20 protein-coding genes, 1 tRNA gene, 1 other RNA gene and 1 pseudogene are annotated in these 20,264 nt (G+C 65.9%); 15 read left to right on the top strand and 8 right to left on the bottom strand.

The window, feature by feature from the left end; all coding sequences use genetic code 11:
* Positions 1-139 precede the first annotated feature (139 nt).
* Positions 140-2,155, top strand: a complete 2,016-nt coding sequence (gene glmS / locus VB716_RS00115; RefSeq protein WP_197171151.1) for a glutamine--fructose-6-phosphate transaminase (isomerizing) — start codon at positions 140-142, stop codon at positions 2,153-2,155.
* A 114-nt stretch (positions 2,156-2,269) separates the two neighbouring features.
* Entirely contained in the window at positions 2,270-3,169 is a 900-nt protein-coding gene (locus VB716_RS00110) for a hypothetical protein (protein WP_323269395.1), read from the top strand.
* Between the two features lie 63 nt (positions 3,170-3,232).
* Here VB716_RS00110 and VB716_RS00105 read toward each other — a convergent pair whose 3' ends face one another.
* Positions 3,233-4,711, bottom strand: coding sequence for a mannose-1-phosphate guanylyltransferase/mannose-6-phosphate isomerase (locus VB716_RS00105; RefSeq protein ID WP_197158093.1), 1,479 nt, complete (start codon positions 4,709-4,711; stop codon positions 3,233-3,235).
* A 103-nt stretch (positions 4,712-4,814) separates the two neighbouring features.
* Positions 4,815-5,357: a ribosome maturation factor RimM gene (gene rimM / locus VB716_RS00100; protein ID WP_197171156.1), complete on the bottom strand. Its 543-nt coding sequence runs from the start codon at positions 5,355-5,357 to the stop codon at positions 4,815-4,817.
* 66 nt (positions 5,358-5,423) lie between these two features.
* On the opposite strand from rimM, the gene VB716_RS00095 reads away from it, so the two are divergent.
* Positions 5,424-5,603, top strand: a complete 180-nt coding sequence (locus tag VB716_RS00095) for an NAD(P)H dehydrogenase subunit NdhS (protein WP_197158089.1) — start codon at positions 5,424-5,426, stop codon at positions 5,601-5,603.
* A 72-nt stretch (positions 5,604-5,675) separates the two neighbouring features.
* On the opposite strand, the gene VB716_RS00090 is transcribed toward VB716_RS00095, so the two are convergent.
* Complete coding sequence (locus VB716_RS00090) at positions 5,676-6,461, bottom strand: ribonuclease III family protein (protein ID WP_323269394.1); 786 nt, start codon at positions 6,459-6,461, stop codon at positions 5,676-5,678.
* A 38-nt stretch (positions 6,462-6,499) separates the two neighbouring features.
* Positions 6,500-6,914, bottom strand: an RNA gene (rnpB, locus tag VB716_RS00085) — RNase P RNA component class A.
* Between the two features lie 69 nt (positions 6,915-6,983).
* Here rnpB and VB716_RS00080 point away from each other — a divergent pair.
* The 3 genes from VB716_RS00080 to VB716_RS00070 all read left to right on the top strand — a co-directional run bounded on the left by VB716_RS00080 (position 6,984) and on the right by VB716_RS00070 (position 8,857).
* Positions 6,984-7,057: transfer RNA gene (locus VB716_RS00080), tRNA-Arg, on the top strand.
* A 99-nt stretch (positions 7,058-7,156) separates the two neighbouring features.
* On the top strand, positions 7,157-7,960 hold the full coding sequence (locus tag VB716_RS00075; RefSeq protein ID WP_197158085.1) for a prohibitin family protein: 804 nt from the start codon (positions 7,157-7,159) through the stop codon (positions 7,958-7,960).
* A 204-nt stretch (positions 7,961-8,164) separates the two neighbouring features.
* A complete protein-coding gene (locus tag VB716_RS00070; RefSeq protein ID WP_323269393.1) occupies positions 8,165-8,857 on the top strand; it encodes a hypothetical protein in 693 nt (230 codons plus the stop codon).
* Here the strand turns inward: VB716_RS00070 and VB716_RS00065 are convergent.
* Positions 8,832-9,038, bottom strand: coding sequence for a hypothetical protein (locus tag VB716_RS00065; RefSeq protein ID WP_197171162.1), 207 nt, complete (start codon positions 9,036-9,038; stop codon positions 8,832-8,834). The genes VB716_RS00070 and VB716_RS00065 overlap by 26 nt on opposite strands.
* Positions 9,039-9,152: 114 nt before the next feature.
* On the opposite strand from VB716_RS00065, the gene VB716_RS00060 reads away from it, so the two are divergent.
* The 3 genes from VB716_RS00060 (at position 9,153) to VB716_RS00050 (ending at position 11,664) form a co-directional block, all read left to right on the top strand.
* Positions 9,153-10,127, top strand: a complete 975-nt coding sequence (locus VB716_RS00060; protein ID WP_197158081.1) for a hypothetical protein — start codon at positions 9,153-9,155, stop codon at positions 10,125-10,127.
* A 68-nt stretch (positions 10,128-10,195) separates the two neighbouring features.
* A complete protein-coding gene (locus tag VB716_RS00055) occupies positions 10,196-10,849 on the top strand; it encodes an ABC transporter ATP-binding protein (protein ID WP_197158079.1) in 654 nt (217 codons plus the stop codon).
* Entirely contained in the window at positions 10,846-11,664 is an 819-nt protein-coding gene (locus tag VB716_RS00050) for an ABC transporter permease (RefSeq protein WP_197158077.1), read from the top strand. Before VB716_RS00055 ends, VB716_RS00050 begins: the two co-directional genes overlap by 4 nt.
* A 414-nt stretch (positions 11,665-12,078) precedes the next feature.
* Here VB716_RS00050 and VB716_RS00045 read toward each other — a convergent pair whose 3' ends face one another.
* Positions 12,079-12,561: a hypothetical protein gene (locus tag VB716_RS00045; RefSeq protein WP_231605483.1), complete on the bottom strand. Its 483-nt coding sequence runs from the start codon at positions 12,559-12,561 to the stop codon at positions 12,079-12,081.
* A gap of 244 nt (positions 12,562-12,805) precedes the next feature.
* On the opposite strand from VB716_RS00045, the gene VB716_RS00040 reads away from it, so the two are divergent.
* Complete coding sequence (locus tag VB716_RS00040) at positions 12,806-13,144, top strand: hypothetical protein (RefSeq protein ID WP_197158074.1); 339 nt, start codon at positions 12,806-12,808, stop codon at positions 13,142-13,144.
* A 76-nt stretch (positions 13,145-13,220) separates the two neighbouring features.
* Positions 13,221-13,685, top strand: coding sequence for a hypothetical protein (locus VB716_RS00035; protein ID WP_197158072.1), 465 nt, complete (start codon positions 13,221-13,223; stop codon positions 13,683-13,685).
* A 29-nt stretch (positions 13,686-13,714) separates the two neighbouring features.
* On the opposite strand, the gene VB716_RS00030 is transcribed toward VB716_RS00035, so the two are convergent.
* Entirely contained in the window at positions 13,715-16,237 is a 2,523-nt protein-coding gene (locus VB716_RS00030; protein ID WP_323269392.1) for a glycogen/starch/alpha-glucan phosphorylase, read from the bottom strand.
* Between the two features lie 181 nt (positions 16,238-16,418).
* Here VB716_RS00030 and VB716_RS00025 point away from each other — a divergent pair, with 181 nt between their 5' ends.
* Together VB716_RS00025 and VB716_RS00020 are read left to right on the top strand one after the other, a co-directional pair.
* Complete coding sequence (locus tag VB716_RS00025) at positions 16,419-17,756, top strand: cation:proton antiporter (protein WP_197158068.1); 1,338 nt, start codon at positions 16,419-16,421, stop codon at positions 17,754-17,756.
* A gap of 33 nt (positions 17,757-17,789) precedes the next feature.
* Positions 17,790-18,323: a methyltransferase family protein gene (locus VB716_RS00020; protein WP_197171169.1), complete on the top strand. Its 534-nt coding sequence runs from the start codon at positions 17,790-17,792 to the stop codon at positions 18,321-18,323.
* Positions 18,324-18,343: 20 nt separating this feature from the next.
* Here VB716_RS00020 and VB716_RS00015 read toward each other — a convergent pair whose 3' ends face one another.
* Positions 18,344-18,697 carry a hypothetical protein gene (locus VB716_RS00015; RefSeq protein WP_370594797.1) on the bottom strand — a complete coding sequence of 118 codons (354 nt, stop codon included), beginning with the start codon at positions 18,695-18,697 and terminating at the stop codon, positions 18,344-18,346.
* Positions 18,698-18,776: 79 nt separating this feature from the next.
* Between VB716_RS00015 and VB716_RS00010 the strand changes: the two genes are divergently transcribed.
* Positions 18,777-19,739 carry an alpha/beta fold hydrolase gene (locus tag VB716_RS00010; protein ID WP_416223855.1) on the top strand — a complete coding sequence of 321 codons (963 nt, stop codon included), beginning with the start codon at positions 18,777-18,779 and terminating at the stop codon, positions 19,737-19,739.
* Positions 19,720-20,264 (top strand): annotated as a pseudogene (locus tag VB716_RS00005) (galactose mutarotase); the annotation flags it as partial. The gene VB716_RS00010 and the pseudogene VB716_RS00005, both read left to right, overlap by 20 nt.

Raw genomic sequence — 20,264 nt, 5'->3', positions numbered from 1 at the left:
TGCGGCAGAGAGAGGGCCTTCCTGAGGGAATGCGGTCTCCATGCTACAGCCGCAAGCCATCTGAAAGAATCGGCTCCCAATAAGCTCAGCTCGGCCCACCGCCGGGCTTTTTTTTGCCCTTCCCGCTGCAGACGCCCCTATGTGCGGCATCGTTGCCCTGATCGGATCGCGGGAGGTGGCTCCCCAGCTGCTGGAAGGGCTGCGACAGCTGGAATACCGCGGCTATGACTCGGCCGGCATCGCCACTGTGGAGGCGCTCTCCGTAGACGCGGCCGCGGTGAATGCCGGCTGCGTGGATGGCGCCACATCCTCGGATGTGCCCAGCACGAAAGGCCTGCTGCACTGCCTCCGGGCTGAGGGGAAGCTGGTCAATCTCACAGCCCGTTACGAGGCCGATGGGGCCCCGGGCCACTGCGGCATCGGCCACACCCGCTGGGCCACCCATGGCAAGCCGGAGGAGCGCAACGCCCATCCCCATCTCGATGGCAGCGGCCGTCTGGCGGTGGTCCAGAACGGCATCATCGAGAACCATCGCAGCCTCCGGGAGGAGCTTCAAGCTGGCGGCGTTGTGTTCCGTTCCGACACCGACACCGAGGTGATTCCCCACCTTGTGGCGAGGCGACTGGCGGAACTCCGCCAGCAGGGCCGCCGCATCGGTGGGCGGCTGTTGCTCGAGGCGGTGCAGGACGTGCTGCCGCTGCTGCAGGGCGCCTATGCCCTTGCCCTGGTCTGGGCCGAGGCTCCTGGGGCCCTGGTGGTGGCCCGGCGGGCCGCGCCGCTGCTGATCGGCCTGGGCGAGGGGGAATTCCTCTGCGCCAGCGACACCCCAGCCCTGGCCGGATTCACCCGCACGATCCTGCCGCTTGAGGATGGCGAGGTGGCGCTGCTGACACCCCTGGGCATTGAGCTCTACGACGCCCAGGGGGAGCGGGTGGAACGCACCCCATCGCTGCTGAGCGGCACCGAGCACGTGGCCGACAAGCGCAGCTTCCGCCACTTCATGCTCAAGGAGATCCATGAACAACCGGAAACAGCGGCCCTGTGGGTGGCCCGGCACCTGCCGCACCCCAGGCCAGAGTCTCAGGACGATGGCGGCGGGGCGGGGCCCGGTGCCGATGGGCTGGCCCTTGTGGCCCTACCGCTGGATGAGGTGGTCTATGAGGAGGTGGAGCGGATCCAGATCCTGGCCTGCGGCACCAGCCGCCATGCCGCCCAGGTGGGAGCCCACCTGCTGGAGCAGCTGGCCGGCATCCCCACCAGCGTCTATTACGCCAGCGAATTTCGGTATGCACCGCCGCCGTTGGTCCCCCACACGCTCACGATCGGGGTGACCCAGTCCGGCGAGACGGCGGACACCCTGGCGGCCCTGGCGATGGAGCGGGACCGGCGCCGGCTGGTGGCCGATCCGGCCTATGCCCCAAAGCTGCTGGGCATCACCAACCGTCCGGAGAGCTCCCTGGGCCGTCTGGTGCCCCACATCCTCGACATCGGCGCCGGCATCGAAGTGGGGGTGGCGGCCACCAAGACCTTCCTCGGCCAGCTGCTGGCCTTCTATGGGCTGGCGCTGGCCTTCGCGGAGCGCCGTGGTGGCGGTCGGGCCGGCTGCCCCCCGGAACGGCTGCGCTCCCTGGCAAAAGACCTGCGCCAGATCCCGGCCCTGCTCCAGGACCTCGTGAACGACCACGACCGCCGCTGTGAGGAGCTGGCCCACCTGTTCGCCGACACCCAGGACGTGATCTTCCTGGGCCGGGGCATCAACTACCCGATCGCACTGGAGGGTGCCCTGAAACTCAAGGAGATCAGCTACATCCATGCCGAGGGCTATCCGGCCGGCGAGATGAAGCATGGCCCGATTGCCCTGCTCGATGCCCGGGTGCCTGTGGTGTCGATCGCCATGCCCGGCCCGGTGTTCGAGAAGGTGCTCAGCAATGCCCAGGAGGCCAAGGCCCGCGATGCCCAGTTGATCGGCGTGGCTCCTGAAGGCCCGGACACCACCCTGTTCGACCAGTTGCTGCCCATGCCAGAGGTGGAGGAGATGCTCAGCCCCCTGCTCACCGTGATCCCGATGCAGCTGCTCAGTTATCACATCGCTGCCCACCGGGGCCTGGACGTGGATCAGCCGCGCAATCTGGCCAAGAGCGTCACGGTGGAATAACCTGGCTGGCAATCAATACCTTCACCTGACAGGCGCAAGCCCCAGCGAGCGTCGATGCAGATTCTGACGCAATCGCCATCCTTTATGGTGGCGTGATGCAATGCGAGGGAGGTCGTGGCTCAAATCACCCTGCACATTGGCGCCCCCAGAACCGGCACCACTGTTCTCCAGAAATATATTTTCCCGCACATTCAAAACTCTTCCTATTGCGGGAAAAGACCCCATCACAGCGCACTGATGCATTCGTGGGGCCTTCGGGATGCCGGACAATTCTTTGCGGGGCTGCCCGCAGGTGGCATGACCCAGGAGCTTCGAGAGCAGGCACTCCGATACATCCTGACCATGTCTTTCCACCTTGCCCAGGAGTCGCCCCCGCGGGAGGATGCGGTCAGGGCTTTTCTTTCGGAGGCGATCAGTCGCCTTGTGCGTGTTGCGGTTGGCGGCCGCGTTCTGTTGTCGACTGAGCGCCTGCTGGATACGGCTGCATCCCTGAATGGATCGCATCTAGTAGGTCCGGGTCGCGACGTGGTCTTTCCTGTTCACCCCCTGGCAAAGGCTTGCACAGCGGCGGGGTTCACGCCTCGGATTGTGGTTTGCCTGCGAGAGCCCGTTTCCTACTTGGCTTCAAAATATAGTCGTACATACTTCCAAAGAACTGCAGGCGGCCTCCCCGCGCAGTCCCCCCGCGAATACATTCAGTCTCAGTCAGAGCTTGAGAGCACTCTTCCAGGAAGCTCCGTTCTTTCGGTGGCGGAACACACGCCATTCCTGAAAGCAATGCACGCACTGGGATTCGTCAAGGCTGTCGGCTTCAAAGAGCTGATCGGCTCTGACGATGTCCTGGGAATGCTAGGCCTGGAAAACGAGGGAAAATATTCTTTTCAACAGTTCCCAGTGGAAAATGATCTTGGCGTAAACACCGCAAAAAAAGCTCTGATCATGGAGAAAATCCACTCGTCCCTGGATCAGTGCGGCTGGCTGGAAAGGGTCAAGAATGCCCAAATGTATGACTGACATCTTCAACCGATGCCTATTCAAGTCTGCTCTTGCGACCGCCTGCTTCCTGGGACATAGACTTCATGCCAGTGTTCCCAGTCTTCTTTCGCTGCGGCCGTATCGATCCTCGAAGCGGACGATGTCGTCTTCGCCCAGGTAGGGGCCGCTCTGCACCTCGATCAGCTCCACAGGAATCTTGCCCGGGTTGCTCAGCCGGTGCTTGGCCCCCAGCGGGATGTAGGTGCTCTGGTTCTCCCCCACCAGCTCCTCCACACCGTCCTTTTCCACCATCGCCGTGCCCTTCACCACCACCCAGTGCTCGGCCCGGTGGTGGTGCATCTGCAGCGACAGGCTGGCACCGGGCTTCACCTGGATCTTCTTCACCTGCCAGCGCTCCCCTTCGGTGACGCCGTCGTAATGGCCCCATGGCCGGTAGATGCGCCGGTGCGCCTTGCTTTCCGGCGCACCGGCGCGCTCCAGCAACCCCACCACCCCTTTGACGTCCTGGGCCCGGTCCCGATGGGCCACCAGCACCACATCGTCCGTTTCCACCACCACAAGGTCGTCCACCCCCAGCCCCACCACCAGCCGGTGTTCGCTGCGCAGATAACAGTTGCGGCTGTCCTGGCTGATCACCCGGCCCCGCAGCACGTTGCCCGCCTCGTCCTGGTCGGCCGTTTCCCACAGGGCGCTCCAGCTGCCGACATCGCTCCAGCCCGCCGCCAACGGCAGCACGGCTCCCAGCTTCGTCTTCTCCATCACCGCCACATCGATCGCCACGTTCGGGCAGCCGGCGAAGGCCTCACGCTCCAGCCGCAGGAATTCCAGGTCGCTGCTGTCGTGATCCAGGGCCGCCCGGCAGGCACTCACCACCTCCGGGGCCAGCCGGTCCAGTTCCGCCAGAATCGCACTGGCACGGAACAGAAACATGCCGCTGTTCCAGGTGAAGTGGCCGCTGGCCAGGAACTGCTCAGCGGTGGCCCGATCCGGCTTCTCGACAAATCGTCTGATCGGCAGCGGGGCCGCAATCTCACCGGCCGCCATCGGCTCCTGGGCCTCGGCTTCGATGTAGCCGTAGCCGGTTTCCGGAGCGCTGGGCACGATCCCGAAAGTGACCAGCTGGCCTGCCGCCGCCGCCGGGATGCCCGCCAGCACCGTGGCTCGGAAGCGGGTCAGATCGCGAATCACGTGATCGGCCGCCAGCACCAGCAGCAGGGGGTCCTCACCACGGCTGGTGGCCTGCAGCGCCGCCACCGCCACCGCCGGAGCCGTGTTGCGCGCCACCGGCTCCAGCAGAATCGCCGCCGGTTCCACGCCGATCTGACGCATCTGCTCAGCAACGATGAAGCGGTGATCTTCGTTGCAGATCAACAGCGGCGCTGCCAGCCCAGGCAGACCCGCCAGCCGCTGCTGGGTCTGCTGCAGCAACGTTTCCTCGGCATCACCCGCCAGGGCCCAGTACTGCTTGGGGTAGCTCGCCCTCGACAGCGGCCACAGCCTGGTGCCGGTGCCACCACAGAGGATCACCGGCACCAGGGGGGCGGAGGAGGAGGGCGCCATGGAATGTCCCGGTGCGGATGTGGGGGATTCCCATTCAATCGGAACCGCTGTCGCTCCAGGCCACCGGGGAGGCATCAACCCTGAAGCCTCATGAGGTGTCGCCTCAGAGATCGAGCAGGCCGGGGGGCGGGGTCAGGCCGATCCAGCCTTCGGTGAGGTTCACCTCCGGAACGATCGCCTCCACAAACGGAATCAGGAGGGAGCGGGACGCCGAGTCTCCGCCAGCGGTGCGTTCCACCTCCAGCAGGTCATTGCCGGCATGGATCAGGTCGCGCACGGTGCCGATCACCTCCCCGTCCGGCAGCAGCCGCACCTCCAGCCCCACCAGATCGAGCACATGGAACTCACCATCGGCCAGCGGCGGGCGGTCGCTGGCGGGCACCAGCATCTCGTCGCCCACCAGCGCCTCAGCCGCCTCGCGGCTGTTGATGCCCTCAAAGCACACCACAAACAGCTCCTTGCCCGGCAGCTGCCGGCCCCGCTGCAGCACCAGTTGCCGCGGTGGGCCCTGGCGACCCTTCATCCAGCGGGCACCGGGGCGGGTGAACCGCTCCGGGAAATCGCTCAGGGGCAGCACCCGCACCTCCCCCTGCAGGCCCTGGGCGGCCACCACCCGGCCCACCACGAGCAGCTCGGTTTCGCTCATCGCCTGTGTCCTGCCCCCGAACCCCCGATAATGACGCCACGCGCCGGCCCGCTCCGGGCTTCTTCCATGGCTGACCTTCCGATCCTGCCCGGCTCCACTGTGGTAGTGAACGACGCCCGCTCGATCTACAACGGTTACCGAGGCTTTGTGCAGCGGATCAGCGGCAGCCGGGCGGCGGTGCTGTTTGAAGGCGGCAACTGGGACAAGCTCGTGACCATGCCGCTGACTGCCCTGGCCCAGGAGTGACGTTTCCATTTTGCCTGTGCCTCCCTTCCTGACGCTGCGCGTCGTGCACTGACTGTCCTGCGGGCAGTGCTTTCAGCACTGTTGCCTGCGAATGTGCTGCAGAGCGGCCCTGGCGGCCTGTTGCTCAGCTTCACGACGGGAGCCCCCCCAGCCTTCACCCAGGGATTCCTCCGCCCCATTGGTGGCGGTGGAGCCAGCGAGGCTGACGCGGCACACAAACCGCCGTGGGTCTGCGTGGCGGCGGCTGCGCTCCTGGCACTGGTAGACGGGCAAGCCCAGGGACTGGCCCTGGCTCCATTCCTGCAGGGCCGATTTCCAGTTGTGCTGATCCGGATCAGCAAGCAGCGCAGCGGTGGTGTGCCGCCAGTGGGAATCCAGCCAGAGATGCACAGGCTCAAGACTCCCTCCCCAGCTTTCGTAGAGGCCACCGATCAGGGCCTCGCAGGTTTCGGCCAGGACGGTGCGGCGGCCGGCGAGGTCGCCCTCGGCCATGGCGCCGATCTGCACCACATCCGCCAGGCCGCAGCTCTCCCCCAGCTCCGCCAGCCAGCGGTCGCTCACCAGCTGGGCGCGCAAGGCTGAGCACTGACCCACGCTCAGATCGGGATGCTCCCGCTGCAGATATTCCGCCGCCGCCAGTCGCAGCACTGCATCACCGAGAAACTCCAGCCGCTCGTGGTGATACGCCAGACCGGCGGAGGTGTGGGTCAGGGCTTCATCGATCGGGGCCAGCGCTGCGGGGCCGTCACCGGGGCCACCGGCAGCGCTGGGATCCAGGCGGAGCCTCCGCAGCAGGGCCAGCAATTGGTGGCGTCGTTGCGGCGCAAGGGCGGGCTGCGGCCGGGGCGTCGCAGGCATGTGCGGGCGTCAGGGCTTGGGCGGGATCGGGGGCAAGGAGGGAAAGCAGGACATAAGCCGGGTTCTGTTCTCCACCGCCCGGGGGCGAGGAGGGTGATCATCTGTCTGGGACCGCCGTTACCGGCGGCCTCGAGCGGCGCATTGGGGGCGGGACGGGTGCCATGGCCAACCGTTGTCCCTGGGCCTTGCTCCCAGCCGGGGTTTACCAAGCCAGCACCTCTCGATGCTGCTGGTGCGCTCTTACCGCACCTTTGCACCCTTACCTGTGCACGGGTCGGGTTGCCCCGGTGACCGGCCATCGGCGGTGTGTTTCTGTGGCACTCTCCTCACGGTCACCCGCACTGGGCGTTACCCAGCAAGCCTGGCCATTGGGGAGCCCGGACTTTCCTCAACCGGACGCCACCGCACCCCGAAAGGCACAGCGTCTCCGATCGCGACCACCTCGCCTGCTTTCTTCAGCGACTGTAGGCACAGCCATGTCAGGGGGCGATGTCGATAATGGAGCTCCCAGGTCACCCCCCTGGGGCTGTAGCTCAGCCGGATAGAGCGACGGTTTCCTAAACCGTAGGTCGTGGGTTCGAGTCCCGCCAGCCCCGTCCAGGACCTGGCCCGCCGTGATTGTGGGCTGCCGCCATGCCGGGACCGCCCTCTCCGGCTGCCTAGGGTTTGCGTTCACCCAGGCAATCAAGGTCTTCATGCAAGGTTCCATGCGACCGGCCGGTGGTGATGGGTTCGGCACAGCACTTCAGCTGGTCGTGGCGGGGATTGTGGCCCTGCTGATCCTGCTGAGCCAGACGATTTTCATCGTTCCCGCCGGCAACGTGGCCGTGGTGACGACTCTGGGCCGGGTGACCGGCGGGGAGCGACGACCCGGCCCCAACCTGAAGATTCCCTTGATTCAGGCCACGTCGTTCTTTGATGTGCGCACCCAGGTGAGACCGGAGCAGTTCTCCACCCTGACCAAAGACCTGCAGGTGATCGAGGCCACGGCCACGATGAAGTACGCGATCCGACCCAGCGAAGCGGGCCGGGTGTTCGAAACGATCGCCACCGACAATCAGCAGATCTACCCGCGGGTGATTCAGCCCTCGCTGCTGAAGGCGCTCAAGTCGGTGTTCTCCCAGTACGAGCTGGTCACGATCGCCACCGAGTGGAACAGCATCTCCGAACTGGTACAGGACAAGGTGGCGGAGGAACTGAAGAAGTTCGATTACGTGACGGTGCAGGGCCTGGATCTCACCGGCCTGCAGATCGCCGAGGAATACCGCGCCGCCATCGAGCAGAAGCAGATCGCGGATCAGCGGCTGCTGCGCTCCCAGACCGAGGTGAAGATCGCCGAGCAGGAGGCCCTCCGCTACGAGATCCTCAACAAGAGCCTGGATGACCAGGTGCTCTACAAGCTCTTCCTCGACAAGTGGGACGGGCAGACCTCCGTGGTGCCGGCCCTGCCCGGTGCCTCAGGCGGCACCCCGCCAGTGATCGTGCAGGGCCGCCGGTGATGCTGCCGGCGGCGGGCCTGGCCTCGTTGCTGGGGGCGATTGCGGCCCTGATCCAGCTCCAGGGCCCTGCGCTGAAGCCCGGAATCCTGGCAGGCTCGGTGACCCAGCACCCCCATCCCACCAGCCGACTTCGGCCTTGCCGGTGCCGGCAAGGGTTGCGACACTCTGAGGCCGCGGCGCACGTCCCTGCCGCCGCTGAACCTGTTGACGCAGACTCTCAAGGCAGGGGGACTTCTCAGCCTCAGCGGCGTCGAGGCTCTGGTGCTGCCGGTCGGTGGCCTGCCGCCGGACGTGGACGGCGTGCTGGGGGCTCCGCAGCTGCGCCAGTTGCCGCTCTGGATCGATCCCCTCGGCGGCGTCATGGCCTTCGGCCGCCGTGCCCTGCAAGCCGCGGACCGGGCCTCAGATGATCAGGCGTCGCCCAGGAGTTCCGGGGCCGAAGGCGAGGCAACGATCCCCCTCCGCTGGCACCGCGGCGTGCCGCTGCTGTCCCTGGCCACCGGCAGTCGCGCCGGCATGGTGGAGGCCCTGGCCGACACCGGCGCCGAAGGGTTGTTCGTTTCGCCGGAGCTGGCAGGGGTGCTGCCGGCCCTCGGACCCAGTCAGACTCTGCGTGTAGCGGGCTTCTGCGGCGAGCAACCGGCCAGCATGACGCGGGTTCAGGGGCCCAGCCTCACCGGCCGGAGGCCAGCCGCACCGGTGCAGGCCATCCTCACGACCAACCCGGTGTTCCAGTCCCTGGGGGTGAAGGCCATCGTGGGACAGGAGCTGCTCCGCCTCCATCGCCAGCTCTGGCGCCTTGAATCCACCCCACCGACCCTTCCCCTCCGGTCAGCGCCTGCGCCGGGGATCCATGAGGCCGGCGACGGTGTCAGCTTCGGCAGCGCCGGCGTTTGATCGGCGTCCTGGAGGTCCGATCCACCAGGATCTGGCCGTCAGACCCTGGCTCCAGCTGAAAGCGCAGCACATCCAACCAGGTTTCTCCTTCCCCGCTGAGCTCCACGATCAGGGCAAGCGTCTGGTTGCCCTGCACCGCCGCCGCCGCCAGCAGCAAGCCGGAACTTTCATAGAAGCTCACATGCCGGGATTCGATGTGCCGCCATGACCGCCGCCACCCCATCCCAGCTGGTCAGGACGATGGCGGTGAGGCTACCGAGAAGTCGGTTGCTGGCTGCTGCCACCGGCACGATGCTTGGGGCTGCTTGTGGACCGCATCGCCATGGTGGCACTGCTGGCCTATGTCGTGCTGAAGGGTCTCGAGAGCACCATCGTGCGGGCGCTGCAGATCCAAGGCGCCCGCCATCCGGTGGATGGCCTCAACACGATCAGTGCCTGCAACCTGTTCTTCTTCGCCCTGGTGGTGGTGGGCACCAGTCTGGTGGTGGCCGACCACCAGACTCTCCGCCAGCAGTTGCCCCGGCTGGAGCGGCGCCAGTGGCAGCTTCTCGGTCTCGACATGCTGGCTGGGAGCCTGCTGGGGCCCCTCGGCAGCTACATGGCCATCGAGGCCCTGGCGGTGATCGAGAAGACCCTGGTGTTCACTTTGGTGCTGCCGGCTTCGGCGCTGCTGTCGGTGCTGTGGCTGGGCGAGCCGCTGCCCCGCCGCTTCTGGCTTACCACCGGAGTGATCGCCCTTGGGCTGGTCCTGGCCTCCCTGGACAGCGGGGCAGCGATGGCGATGGGCCGGGTGTCGGGCCTGGCCTGGGGGATTGTGGGTGTGGGAGGCTTCTCCTGCAGTGCTGTCACGGCCAGGCAGCTGGGCCGGGAAGGCCTCGGCATCGGCCTCACCACCGGTCTGCCGTCGTTGCTGGCGGCGTCGATCTTTCTGGGAATCGGTCTGGTGCTCTACGGCCCGGAGCACTTCATGCATCTGCAGCTGTGGTGGGTGGCGGGGGTGATCGGGCTGTATGCCCTCACGGTGGTGCTGGGCAGTGAGTGGAGCCTGCGCCTCTGCTACCAACGCTTCAGCGTGGCCACCGTGGCCATCGTCGGATCCCTGACCATTGCCGTTTCAGTCGTCAGTGCGGCGGTGGTGCTGGCGGAACCGCTGGGCCCGCCGGTACTGCTGGGCACGGGGCTGGTCCTGCTGGGCGTGATGCTGGCGGTTCGCGCGGCCCCGATCGTGGCCTGCTCCAGCGGGGCTGCAACCCTGCGGACGGACGGGTGACCCACCCATCCTCAGGCGCGAGCATCGAGGGGTTGCGGCCGGCGCATCACCACCCAGCAGGACGGGGCATGGGAACGGACGACACCCTGCTCCTGCGGGCAGAGGGGCTGTTCCACCAGCTGGGCTCACGCTGGCTCTGGCGGGATCTGGAGCTGGAGCTGCAGCCCGGTGATCGCCTGGCCCTGGTGGCGCCTTCCGGTGCCGGCAAGACCCTGCTGCTGCGCAGCCTGGCCCTGCTGGATCCGCTGCAGCAGGGCAGGCTCTGGCTGCGGGGCCGCACTCCTGTTGCCTGGGGCCTGCCCGTGTGGCGATCTTGCCTGATCTATCTGGCCCAGCGGCCGGTGCTGTTCCCTGGCACGGTTCGAGACAACCTCCAGGCCGTGTTTCAGCTGGCCGTCCATCAGCAACGCCGCTGGCGGCCCGACATCCTCGAGGGCTGGTTGGAGACCCTGGGACGTGACAGGGCCTTTCTCGACCTGGACGCCGAGCGGCTCTCCGGAGGTGAAGGACAGTTGCTCAATCTGCTGCGTGCCTTGCAGCTCGAGCCCGACATCCTTCTGCTCGATGAGCCCACCGCCTCCCTGGATCCGGCCTCCACGGAGGCGGTGGAGAGCCTGCTGGCCGGCTGGCTGGAGGGGGGCGATCGGGCCTGCGTGATCACCAGTCACGACGGCGACCAGCTGCGCCGCTTCGGGAATCGCCGCCTGGATCTGACCGTATGACGCCGATCACCACCGGAGCCCTCAGCATCAGCGACGGCCGCCTCGCCCTGGCGACCCTGCTGATCCTGGTCAATGTGGCCCTGTCCGCCTTTCTACGGCTGGGCCTGGGCCGCACGCTGCTGATCGCCTCCACCCGCATGGTGGTTCAGCTGCTCCTGGTGGGATCGGTGCTGGAGTGGCTGTTCCACCAGGACAATGCGCCGGCCATCCTGTTGCTGGCTCTGGTCATGGCCCTGATCGCCGGCATCTCGGCTGTGCAGCGCACACGGCGGCGCTTCGCCGGGATCTATCGCAACAGCCTGGTTTCTGTGATGGGCTCCTCGGCCCTGGTCACCGGTCTGGCGATCGTGGCGATCATCCAGCCTGAGCCCTGGTTCACGCCCCAGTACCTGATTCCTCTGCTGGGCATGGTGCTGGGCAATACCCTCAACGGCATCTCCCTCGGCCTGGATCGCCTCATGGAGGGGCTGCTGAGCCAGCGGGAACAGGTGGAGGCCTGGCTGGCCCTGGGTGGCACCCGCTGGGAGGCCTGCAACGCGGTGGTGAGGGATGCGATTCGCATCGCCATGATCCCCACGATCAATTCAATGATGGTGATGGGCCTGGTCAGCCTGCCCGGCATGATGACAGGTCAGATCCTGGAAGGTGCGGCCCCTGCGGCCGCCGTTCGCTACCAGATCGTCATCCTGTTCATGATCTCCGCCGCCACTGCGCTCGGGGTGTTCGGGGTGGTCTTGCTGGGCTACCGCAGCCTCACCAGCCAGGACCATCAACTGCGTCTGGATCGCCTCTCATCCCTGCGCCCTCGCACCTGATCAGCGTGGCGGTGGGCATTCCGAGTGGCGGTGGGCATGAAGAAATGACCCGCCTGTGCCAGCTCCTGGTTTGTCGGTCCGATTGTAGACAAAAAGGTTGTGATCGCCATGGCTCGCAACACGACGAACCAGAGCGGAGCGGAGGGATCTAGCTGCGGTTTTCTGGTGGCGATGTACGAACGCTGCTCGATTGTTCGGAACGAACAGGGGGGCTATCTTGTGCATCACGATGCCTTCCCAGAGGGTCAATGGGCCGCCGCCAATCTTCCGGCTGCCCATGCTCTCTGTTCTTCCCTGGGTCGGCGGGCGGAGCCTGATGGGTGAGTGTCAGCACAGGCCGGCCTGGCGCAGAGTCATCGAACAGCTTGATCAGGCCATTGGACAGGCAATGCAATGGTGCAGAGATCTTCCGTTTTAAGGCCTGAAGGGGCTCTCAGAGGTCCGAGCGACATGCGCCAGGGCGTTCTGAAGACGCAGGCGATTGAACCGCTGCAACCAGATGCAGGGAAGGTTGAACGCGGTAGCGAACAGCAGATTGATCAGGACCCCCCAGGGCGGCATCCAGCCCAGCGTGGCCAGCCAGAAGGGCCACACGCTCAGGTGCACCAGTTCGGCACGGCGGGTTTCGGCGATCAGGCGCTCCAGCCGAAGCGGATCGCGGCTCACCAGGCTGGCCTTGCGAACCCCCCCCGGAAACGCGTTGCCCGCATCAGGCAGCCAGCCTTTCCAGTGCCGAATTCCCAGCCGCTTCTCGTACGTTCCAGCCATTTCCCCCCAGGGGCGGGGCCGGGTCAGAAGATTGTCTTGGCGCAGCAGCGACAGGGGCAGGCGATGCCCGATCCACCCGATCACCACACTCCACCCCAGCCAGCCGAGGGCACAGGCCAGGGCCGCCATCAGGGGGCGGGAAAGCTCTGGCCCGGTCATTCACGCGTATCCCAAGTCCAGCTTCAGGATCGCCAGAACGGCCAGCGTTCGGAAGCGGGTCCACCCCTTGGCGCAGCGCATCGAGAGGAACTCAGTTCGAGGCAGTGGCGCCGCCACCAGCGCTGCCTGCATCAGTCGTAGCAACCACTACAGGTAGCGCACTGGATGTTTCCTGGCACCGGGGCTAGCGTGTTCTGAGTCGTGCGTCGCACCCATGACCCAGCTCCACGACCTGCGCCTGCGCCTTCTCGTGCAGCAGGAAAGCGAAAGGATCGCCGCGTCCCAACCCGACGAGCTGGATCTCTCGATCGTGCAGGCTCGCTGCCTCTGCTGGCTGGCGTTACTGGCCGAGGCCCATGAAGACCAGGCCACTGATGCCGAGCGCCGCGGTGATGTGGAGCAGGCGATGGGTTGGTTCGCTGATTCAATGCGGCTGCGCGACGTGATCCACGTGGTGTCGTCGATCGAGATTCCGCTGCCCGGTATGGCCGATCTCGAGATCGACGACGGCCCCCTGGGGGACTGGGGTGCTGGGGAACTGCCCTCGGCCTGAGCCTGCTTCCAGGCTGGACTCGTCCGCTTTGGCGGTGCAGTGCCATGATGGGCGTTGATGAGACCTGGGGAGTGCGGTGCCGGACGAGCCCTGCCAATGCCCTGATTGCCAGCGTTTCTATCGGGAACACGACCGATTGATCCGCGAGAATCCAACCCTGCGCCAGCAGCAGGAGCTGAATTGGGCGGCCCTGCAGTCGTTCCGCACCCTGGCGGGCCGGGTGCTCGAAGACCTTCAGAAGCAATACGGCGATCTGGAGCCCCCTGTGGCCCCGGCCGTTGAGGCTGGTGGTGGCACAGCACCAGTGGCCGAGAACGAAGCCATCCAGCAGGCCATGGCTGATCTGGAGAACATCAATGCCCATCTGTTCTCGATTGAGGCCCTCATGGAGCGCATCTTTGATGTGCGCGTACCTGAGGAGGTGGAGCGCAAGTTCCGCGAACTGGCCGGTGAGCTGGCTCCAGACCCGCTCAATGCCGATCGGCTGCGGCTGAACCGTTTGCTTCATCAGACCCCCGACCTGCCCGACCACCGGGGCTGAGCGACAGGATTCTGCTTGGCTCCAGGCGTTCAGTCCAGTTCACAGCTGATTCTGACTGGAAAAGGATGCGCTCTCCAGATCTTTTCGGCATATTCATCAACAGAGCGATCCGAAGAGAAATAGCCGCTACGGGCCACATTGAGCAGGGCCATGCGGTTCCAGCCGCCTGGATCGGACCAAGCCTGGCTCACCGCAGCCTGGGCCTTGAGGTAAGCGTCAAAGTCGGCGAGCACGAAGAAAGGATCGCGACCGGTGAGATTCTGCAGCAAGGGGCGGAACAGGTCGGTGTCACCGCTGCTGAAGTGCCCCTGCTCCACGAGACGCAGAACCTCAGGCAGTTCGGCAATGTCGTTCACCAGCTCCCAGGGGCGGTAGCCACGTTCATGAAGATCGGCCAGGTCCTCGGTGGTCTTGCCGAAAAGGAAGAAGTTTGCAGCCCCAACACGCTCGCGAATTTCCACATTGGCGCCATCCAAGGTGCCGATCGTCAGGGCACCATTCATGGCGAATTTCATATTGCCAGTACCAGAAGCTTCCTTGCCAGCGGTGGAGATCTGCTCGGAAAGATCAGCGGCTGGATAGACCTTTTCGCCAAGCTTAACATTGTAATTGGGCAGGAAGATCACCCGCAGACGTCCCTGCATGTCGGGATCGGCATTCACAGTCTCAGCAATGGCGCTGAGGAAGCGGATGATCAGCTTTGCCATGTAGTAGCCCGGCGCCGCCTTGCCACCGAAGATGACAGTGCGCGGAGCCTCGCCCCCAGCGGTGCCGTTCTTGATGCGCAGATACAGAGCAATCACCTGCAGAGCATTGAGATGCTGGCGCTTGTACTCATGAATTCGCTTCACCTGCACGTCGAACATGGAGGCTGGATCCACCAGCACTCCTGTGTGGCGGTGAATATAATTAGCCAGGTGATGTTTCACCGCCAGCTTGGTTGCACCCCAGCGCTCCAAGAAGCCAGCGTCGCCCGAAAAGGCCTCGAGCTCCTGGATACGGCTGAAGTCACGGATCCAGCCTTCGCCAATCGCCTCGGTGATCAGACCCGAGAGCAGGGGATTGGAGAGCGCCACCCAGCGTCGTGGGGTGACGCCATTGGTGACATTGGTGAACTTCTCGGGCCAGAGGGCAGCGAAATCCGGGAACAGCTGGGTCTTCACCAGACTGCTGTGCAACTTTGCCACGCCATTGACATGGTGGGAGGCCACCGTGGCGAGATGGGCCATGCGCACGGCCTTGGGACCATCCTCGTCGATGATCGAAACTCGGCGAAGGATTTCATTGTCGCCGGGATAGCGCAGGCGCACCTGCTGAATGAAGCGGCGGTTGATCTCGTAGATCAGTTGAAGGTGGCGGGGCAGAAGCGAACCAAACAGTTCAATGCCCCATTTCTCCAGGGCCTCCGGCAAGAGGGTGTGGTTGGTATAGGACAACGACTGGCTGGTGATGCGCCAGGCCTCTTCCCACTCGAGATGCTTCTCATCCAGCAGCAGGCGCATCAGCTCCGCCACGGCGATGGCGGGATGGGTGTCATTGAGCTGCACGGCCCAGTGGGAGGGAAACTCCTGGATAGGAATGGCGCGGACCTCAAGGGAGCGCAGCATGTCCTGCAGGGAGCAGCTGACAAAGAAGTGCTGCTGTTTCAGGCGAAGACGGCGGCCCTCGTCGGTGCCGTCGTTGGGATAGAGCACTTTGGAGAGATTCTCTGAACCGACCTTCTCCTCCACGGCCCCGTAATAGTCGCCGATGTTGAAAGCGTAGAAATCGAAGGTCTCAGTGGCTTCGGCGCGCCAGAGACGCAGGCGATCGCAGGTGTTGACGCGATAACCCAGAACGGGAACATCGTGGGGGACGCCGATCGCGGTTTCCTCGGGCACCCAGCGGACCCGGAGGCAGCCGTTGGTGTCGCGGTAGTTCTCGGTGTGGCCACCGAAACCGACGAAGCAGGCCTGATCGGGATGGGGAATCTCCCAGGGCCAGCCGCCCTTGAGCCATTTGTCGGTGATTTCGACCTGCCAGCCATCTCGGATGAGCTGGTCGAAGATGCCGAATTCGTAGCGAATGCCGTAGCCGGTGGCGGGAATCTCCAGGGAGGCGAGCGATTCGAGGAAGCAGGCCGCCAGGCGGCCGAGGCCACCGTTGCCGAGGCCTGGCTCCTCCTCCACCTCCAGGATGTCTTCGAAGTCGTTGATGCCGAAGCGACGCAGGGCCTCGGCGGCTTCCTCCCGGATGCCGAGCATCAGCAGGTTGTTGCCGAGCTGGGGGCCCACCAGGAACTCGGCGGAGAGATAGGCCACCACCCGGGCGGGACTGGCGACGATCGCCTCGATGCCGGCCAGGTAGCGGGTCATCAGCCGGTCGCGCACCGCGTAGCTCAGGGCCATGTAGAGGTCATGGCGGCTGGCCGAGGGGGCGAGCTTGCCGAGCGTGTAGAAGAGGTGCTCGGTCATGCCGTCGAACACGTCGTCAGCGGTGAGGCCGCTGCGATCGGGATCGGCGTAACAGCCCGGGGTCGGCAGGCGCAGAGTGAGGGGCTGGTGCTCGGTCATGGGGGGCTGCCGGGGAAGGACGACCGGGTGGCGGGCATGGCCGAGGTCCACAGGACCTGACACAGGTCAGCCGGTTCGACGGTAGCGATGACTGCCATAGCCAGCCCTGATGGTCCGGTAGAGATCCGCAAACCCACATCCCTCGGTATTCGACTTAACGTCGCGCCACTTCAGTCCTTCCATGCCTTTCCCACCGCTGCTGATCGAGATCGGCAACCACCAGATGGAGGTGGCGGAAACCTTGATCGCCGTCGGCCGTTTCCTGGTGATCTTTGTGGCCGCCAGAGCCCTGGCCGAGCTGATGGTGCGGCTGCAATTGCCCACGATTCTTGGCGAGCTGGTTGCCGGTGTGCTGATCGGTGTGTCGGGTCTGCACCTGATCGTGCCTCCCGAAACCCACGCGCAGCTGGGGAATTTCGGCGTGAACCTGCTCAGCTCTCTGGCTGAGGTGAGCCCCGAGCAGGTGCGGGAGATCTACGCGGAGACCTTCCCCAATCTCGCGGCCGTCTCCCAGATCGGTCTCTATGCCCTGCTCTTCCTCACCGGCCTGGAAAGCGAGCTTGATGAACTCGTGGCTGTGGGGATGCAGGCCACCACGGTGGCTGTGACCGGCGTTGTGTTGCCTTTCGCCCTCGGCACTGCTGGCCTGCTCTACTTCTTCCATGTCCCGTTGATCCCGGCGGTCTTCGCCGGCGCGGCCATGACCGCCACGAGCATCGGCATCACCGCCAGTGTGTTCGGCGAACTCAAGTACCTCAAGACCCGCGAGGGGCAGACGGTGATCGGCGCCGCCGTCCTGGACGACATCCTCGGCATCGTCATCCTGGCGGTGGTGGTGGCCGTGGCCGGTGGCGGCACCCTCTCGATCGGCCCGATCCTCAAGCTTGTGGTGGCCGCTGGTGTGTTCGTGGCAGCGGCCCTGTTCCTCAGCCGCACCGCTGCTCCGCTGTTCGACTGGGTGCTGGATCAGCTCAAGGCCCCTGGAGAAGTGGTGGTGGCCTCCTTTGTGGTGCTCTCCCTCTCGTGCTTCGCGGCCCAGGCGATCGGCCTGGAAGCAGCTCTTGGAGCGTTCGCGGCCGGCCTGATCCTGAGCAGCTCCAAGCACACCCATGCCATCCAGGAAACGGTGAAGCCGCTGGTGGCCCTGTTCGCCACCATCTTCTTTGTGCTGATCGGCACGGGCATGGATCTTTCTGTGCTCAACCCGATGAATCCTGAAAATCGCGAGGGCCTGATCGTGGCAGCTTTCCTGCTCACGGTGGCGATCATTGGCAAGTTGGCCTCCGGCTGGAGCTACTTCAGCAAGGAGAAGACCAATCGCCTGGTGGTGGGCATCGGCATGATGCCCCGTGGAGAGGTCGGTCTGATCTTCCTGGGGCTCGGTACTCAGGCCGGTTTGCTCACTCCCGCCCTCGATGCAGCCATCCTGTTGATGGTGATCGGCACCACCTTCCTGGCTCCGATCCTGCTGCGCTTTGTGCTCGCCGGCAAACCAGAACCGGCTGAGCAGCCAGCCTGAATCCCAAGCGAGCAGAAGCTCGGTCCTGGTCCCATGGTTGAGAAGCAGCCGGTCGTGCGGAACTGGGGCCTCAGTTGGGGCGGCTTGCTCGATAACCGCCGCGGTGAGTGGTGGCTGGTGGCTCAGCTGATCCTGATAGCCGCCCATGCTCTGCCGGCCTGGCCCCCGCTGGCACGTTTCGGATGGGTCTGGCCCTGGCCTGTGGAACTGCTGGGCTGGGCCCTGTTCGTGCTGGGCCTGGCCCTCGCGGCCCAGGCCTTCTGGTGGCTGGGATCCAGCCTCAGCCCCCTGCCTGATCCCATCCCCGGCGCCGCCCTGATGATCAGCGGCGCCTACGCCCGCTGCCGCCATCCGATGTATCAGGCCGTGTTGCTCTGTTCCCTCGGCGTGACCGTGGCCCTGGGCAGCCTGTTACATCTGGCCCTGCTGCTTGGCCTCGTCGCCGTGCTGGGCGGCAAGGCCCGCCGAGAGGAGCGTCAGCTTCTCGGCATCCATCCGGATTACGCCGCTTACCGCGCCTCGACCGCAGCGATCGTGCCGCATCTGGCCTGGCTGGACTGGCGCTGATCCCGGCCTTCGCCCTCAGCTCAGGATCTGGGTTCATCGCGACGGCTGGCCAGGGTCCAGAACAGGCCGGCGAGCACGCCCATCAGACCGAGGCTCGTGGCCCAGCTGGGTCCCAGTGCCCAGCCCAGCCCCAGTTCCGTGAGCAGGCCCACCGCCAGGGCCAGGAGCAGGCTGCTGAGGGCGAGCAGAACCTGTTGCGCCATCTCGCCCAGGGGACCCTCAGCCAGGGCCTGCTCCAACCGGGCCAGGGGCCGGCTGAGCGGAAGATAGAGGGCCAGGGCCCAGAGGGCGATGCCGGGCAGCAGGCCACCCCAGTCGAGTCCTGGGCTGAACACCGCGGCGGCGAGGGGGATCGGCGCAAGGAAGGAGTGCAACGGGCAGGCAATCCGGGGAGAGACAGGCAGAGCGTGAGCCCGTCGGTGCTGCCTAGCATCGACCACCCAACGCCTTGCCGTGGTGTTCTCTCCGGCCGAACCCATACGGTCCTGCCCGCCGCCCTGGTCGTTCCGCGGCCATGCGATCCACTGCCTGCGCCGCTCTCCAGCCAGGCCGCTGGGGCCGGCGATCCTGCTGGTGCATGGCTTCGGGGCTTCCACCGATCACTGGCGCCACAACATCCCGGTGCTGGCGGAGCACCACGAGGTGCATGCCATCGATCTGCTGGGCTTCGGCCGCAGTGCCAAACCGGCCGGGCCGGAGTATGGCGGCGCCCTCTGGCGCGACCAGCTCTGCGCCTACGTGCAGGAGCGCATCGGACGCCCCACCGTGCTGGTGGGAAACTCCCTGGGTGGATTCGCGGCCTTGGCGGCCGGAGCGGCCCTGGGGGATCAGGCCGCTGGCGTGGTGCTCCTGAATGCGGCCGGGCCCTTCAGCGACGAGCAGATTCCGCCCGCCGGCTGGGGGGCGATCGCCCGCCGCACCATCGGCGGCGCCCTGCTGCGCAGCCCGGTGCTGCAGCGCCTGCTGTTCGAGAATCTGCGGCGACCCTCCACGATCCGCCGCACCCTGCGGCAGGTGTATGTGGATCGCACCAACGTCGATGAGGAGCTGGTCGAAGCGATCCGGCGCCCGTCGCTCGATCCCGGTGCCTTCGGGGTGTTCCGCACCGTGTTCGACATCCCCCGCGGTCAGCCGCTGGACGAGCTGTTCGCCCAGCTGGAGGCACCGCTGCTGCTGCTCTGGGGCATCCGCGATCCCTGGATCAACGCCGCCGGTCGCCGCGCCGCCTTCCAGCGCCACGCGCCGGCGGCCACCAGTGAGGTGGTGCTGGAGGCCGGCCATTGCCCCCACGATGAGGTGCCCGATCAAGTGAACCGGGCCCTGCTCGCGTGGCTGGCCGCGCTGCCGGCGGCGCAGACTCCGCCTACGGTCGGGATGCCCGCGGATCCCCGGCCGGATGCTGCGCCCGTGCTCTGAGCCCTATCCCCACTGGCTCCTCACCGACCCGATCAGCGGCGATGCCCTGCGCCTGGTACCCGAACGGGGCGGCCTGCTGACCGGCTGGCTCTGCCATGGGCCCTGGGGCGGCCGCGAGATCCTCTACTTCGACGCGGAACGGTTCGCCGATCCCGCCCTGTCGGTGCGGGGAGGGATGCCGGTGCTGTTTCCCATCTGCGGCAATCTGGCCGGCAACGAACTGGTGCTGCCCCAGGGGCGCTATCCGCTCTCCCAGCATGGCTTTGCCCGCGATCTGCCCTGGGGCCTCGATCCTCTGCCGGATGGCTGCGGTGTTCGCCTCACCCTGGAGGATGGACCCAGCACCACCCGAGCCCACTATCCCTTCTCCTTCCGGCTGGCGTTGGAGCTGCGGTTGCAACCGGGAGCCCTGGCGATCGAGGCCACGGTCACCCACACGGGTGGGCCCCTGGATCCGCCCATGCCCTTCGCCTTCGGGTTGCACCCCTACCTGGCGGTGCCGGTCCTTTCGCAGGCGAGCCTCAC

Origin of the sequence: Synechococcus sp. CCY9201 (assembly GCF_034931105.1) — a bacterium.
GTDB lineage: Bacteria > Cyanobacteriota > Cyanobacteriia > PCC-6307 > Cyanobiaceae > CBW1002.
This window is presented reverse-complemented; position numbering and strand designations above follow the sequence as displayed.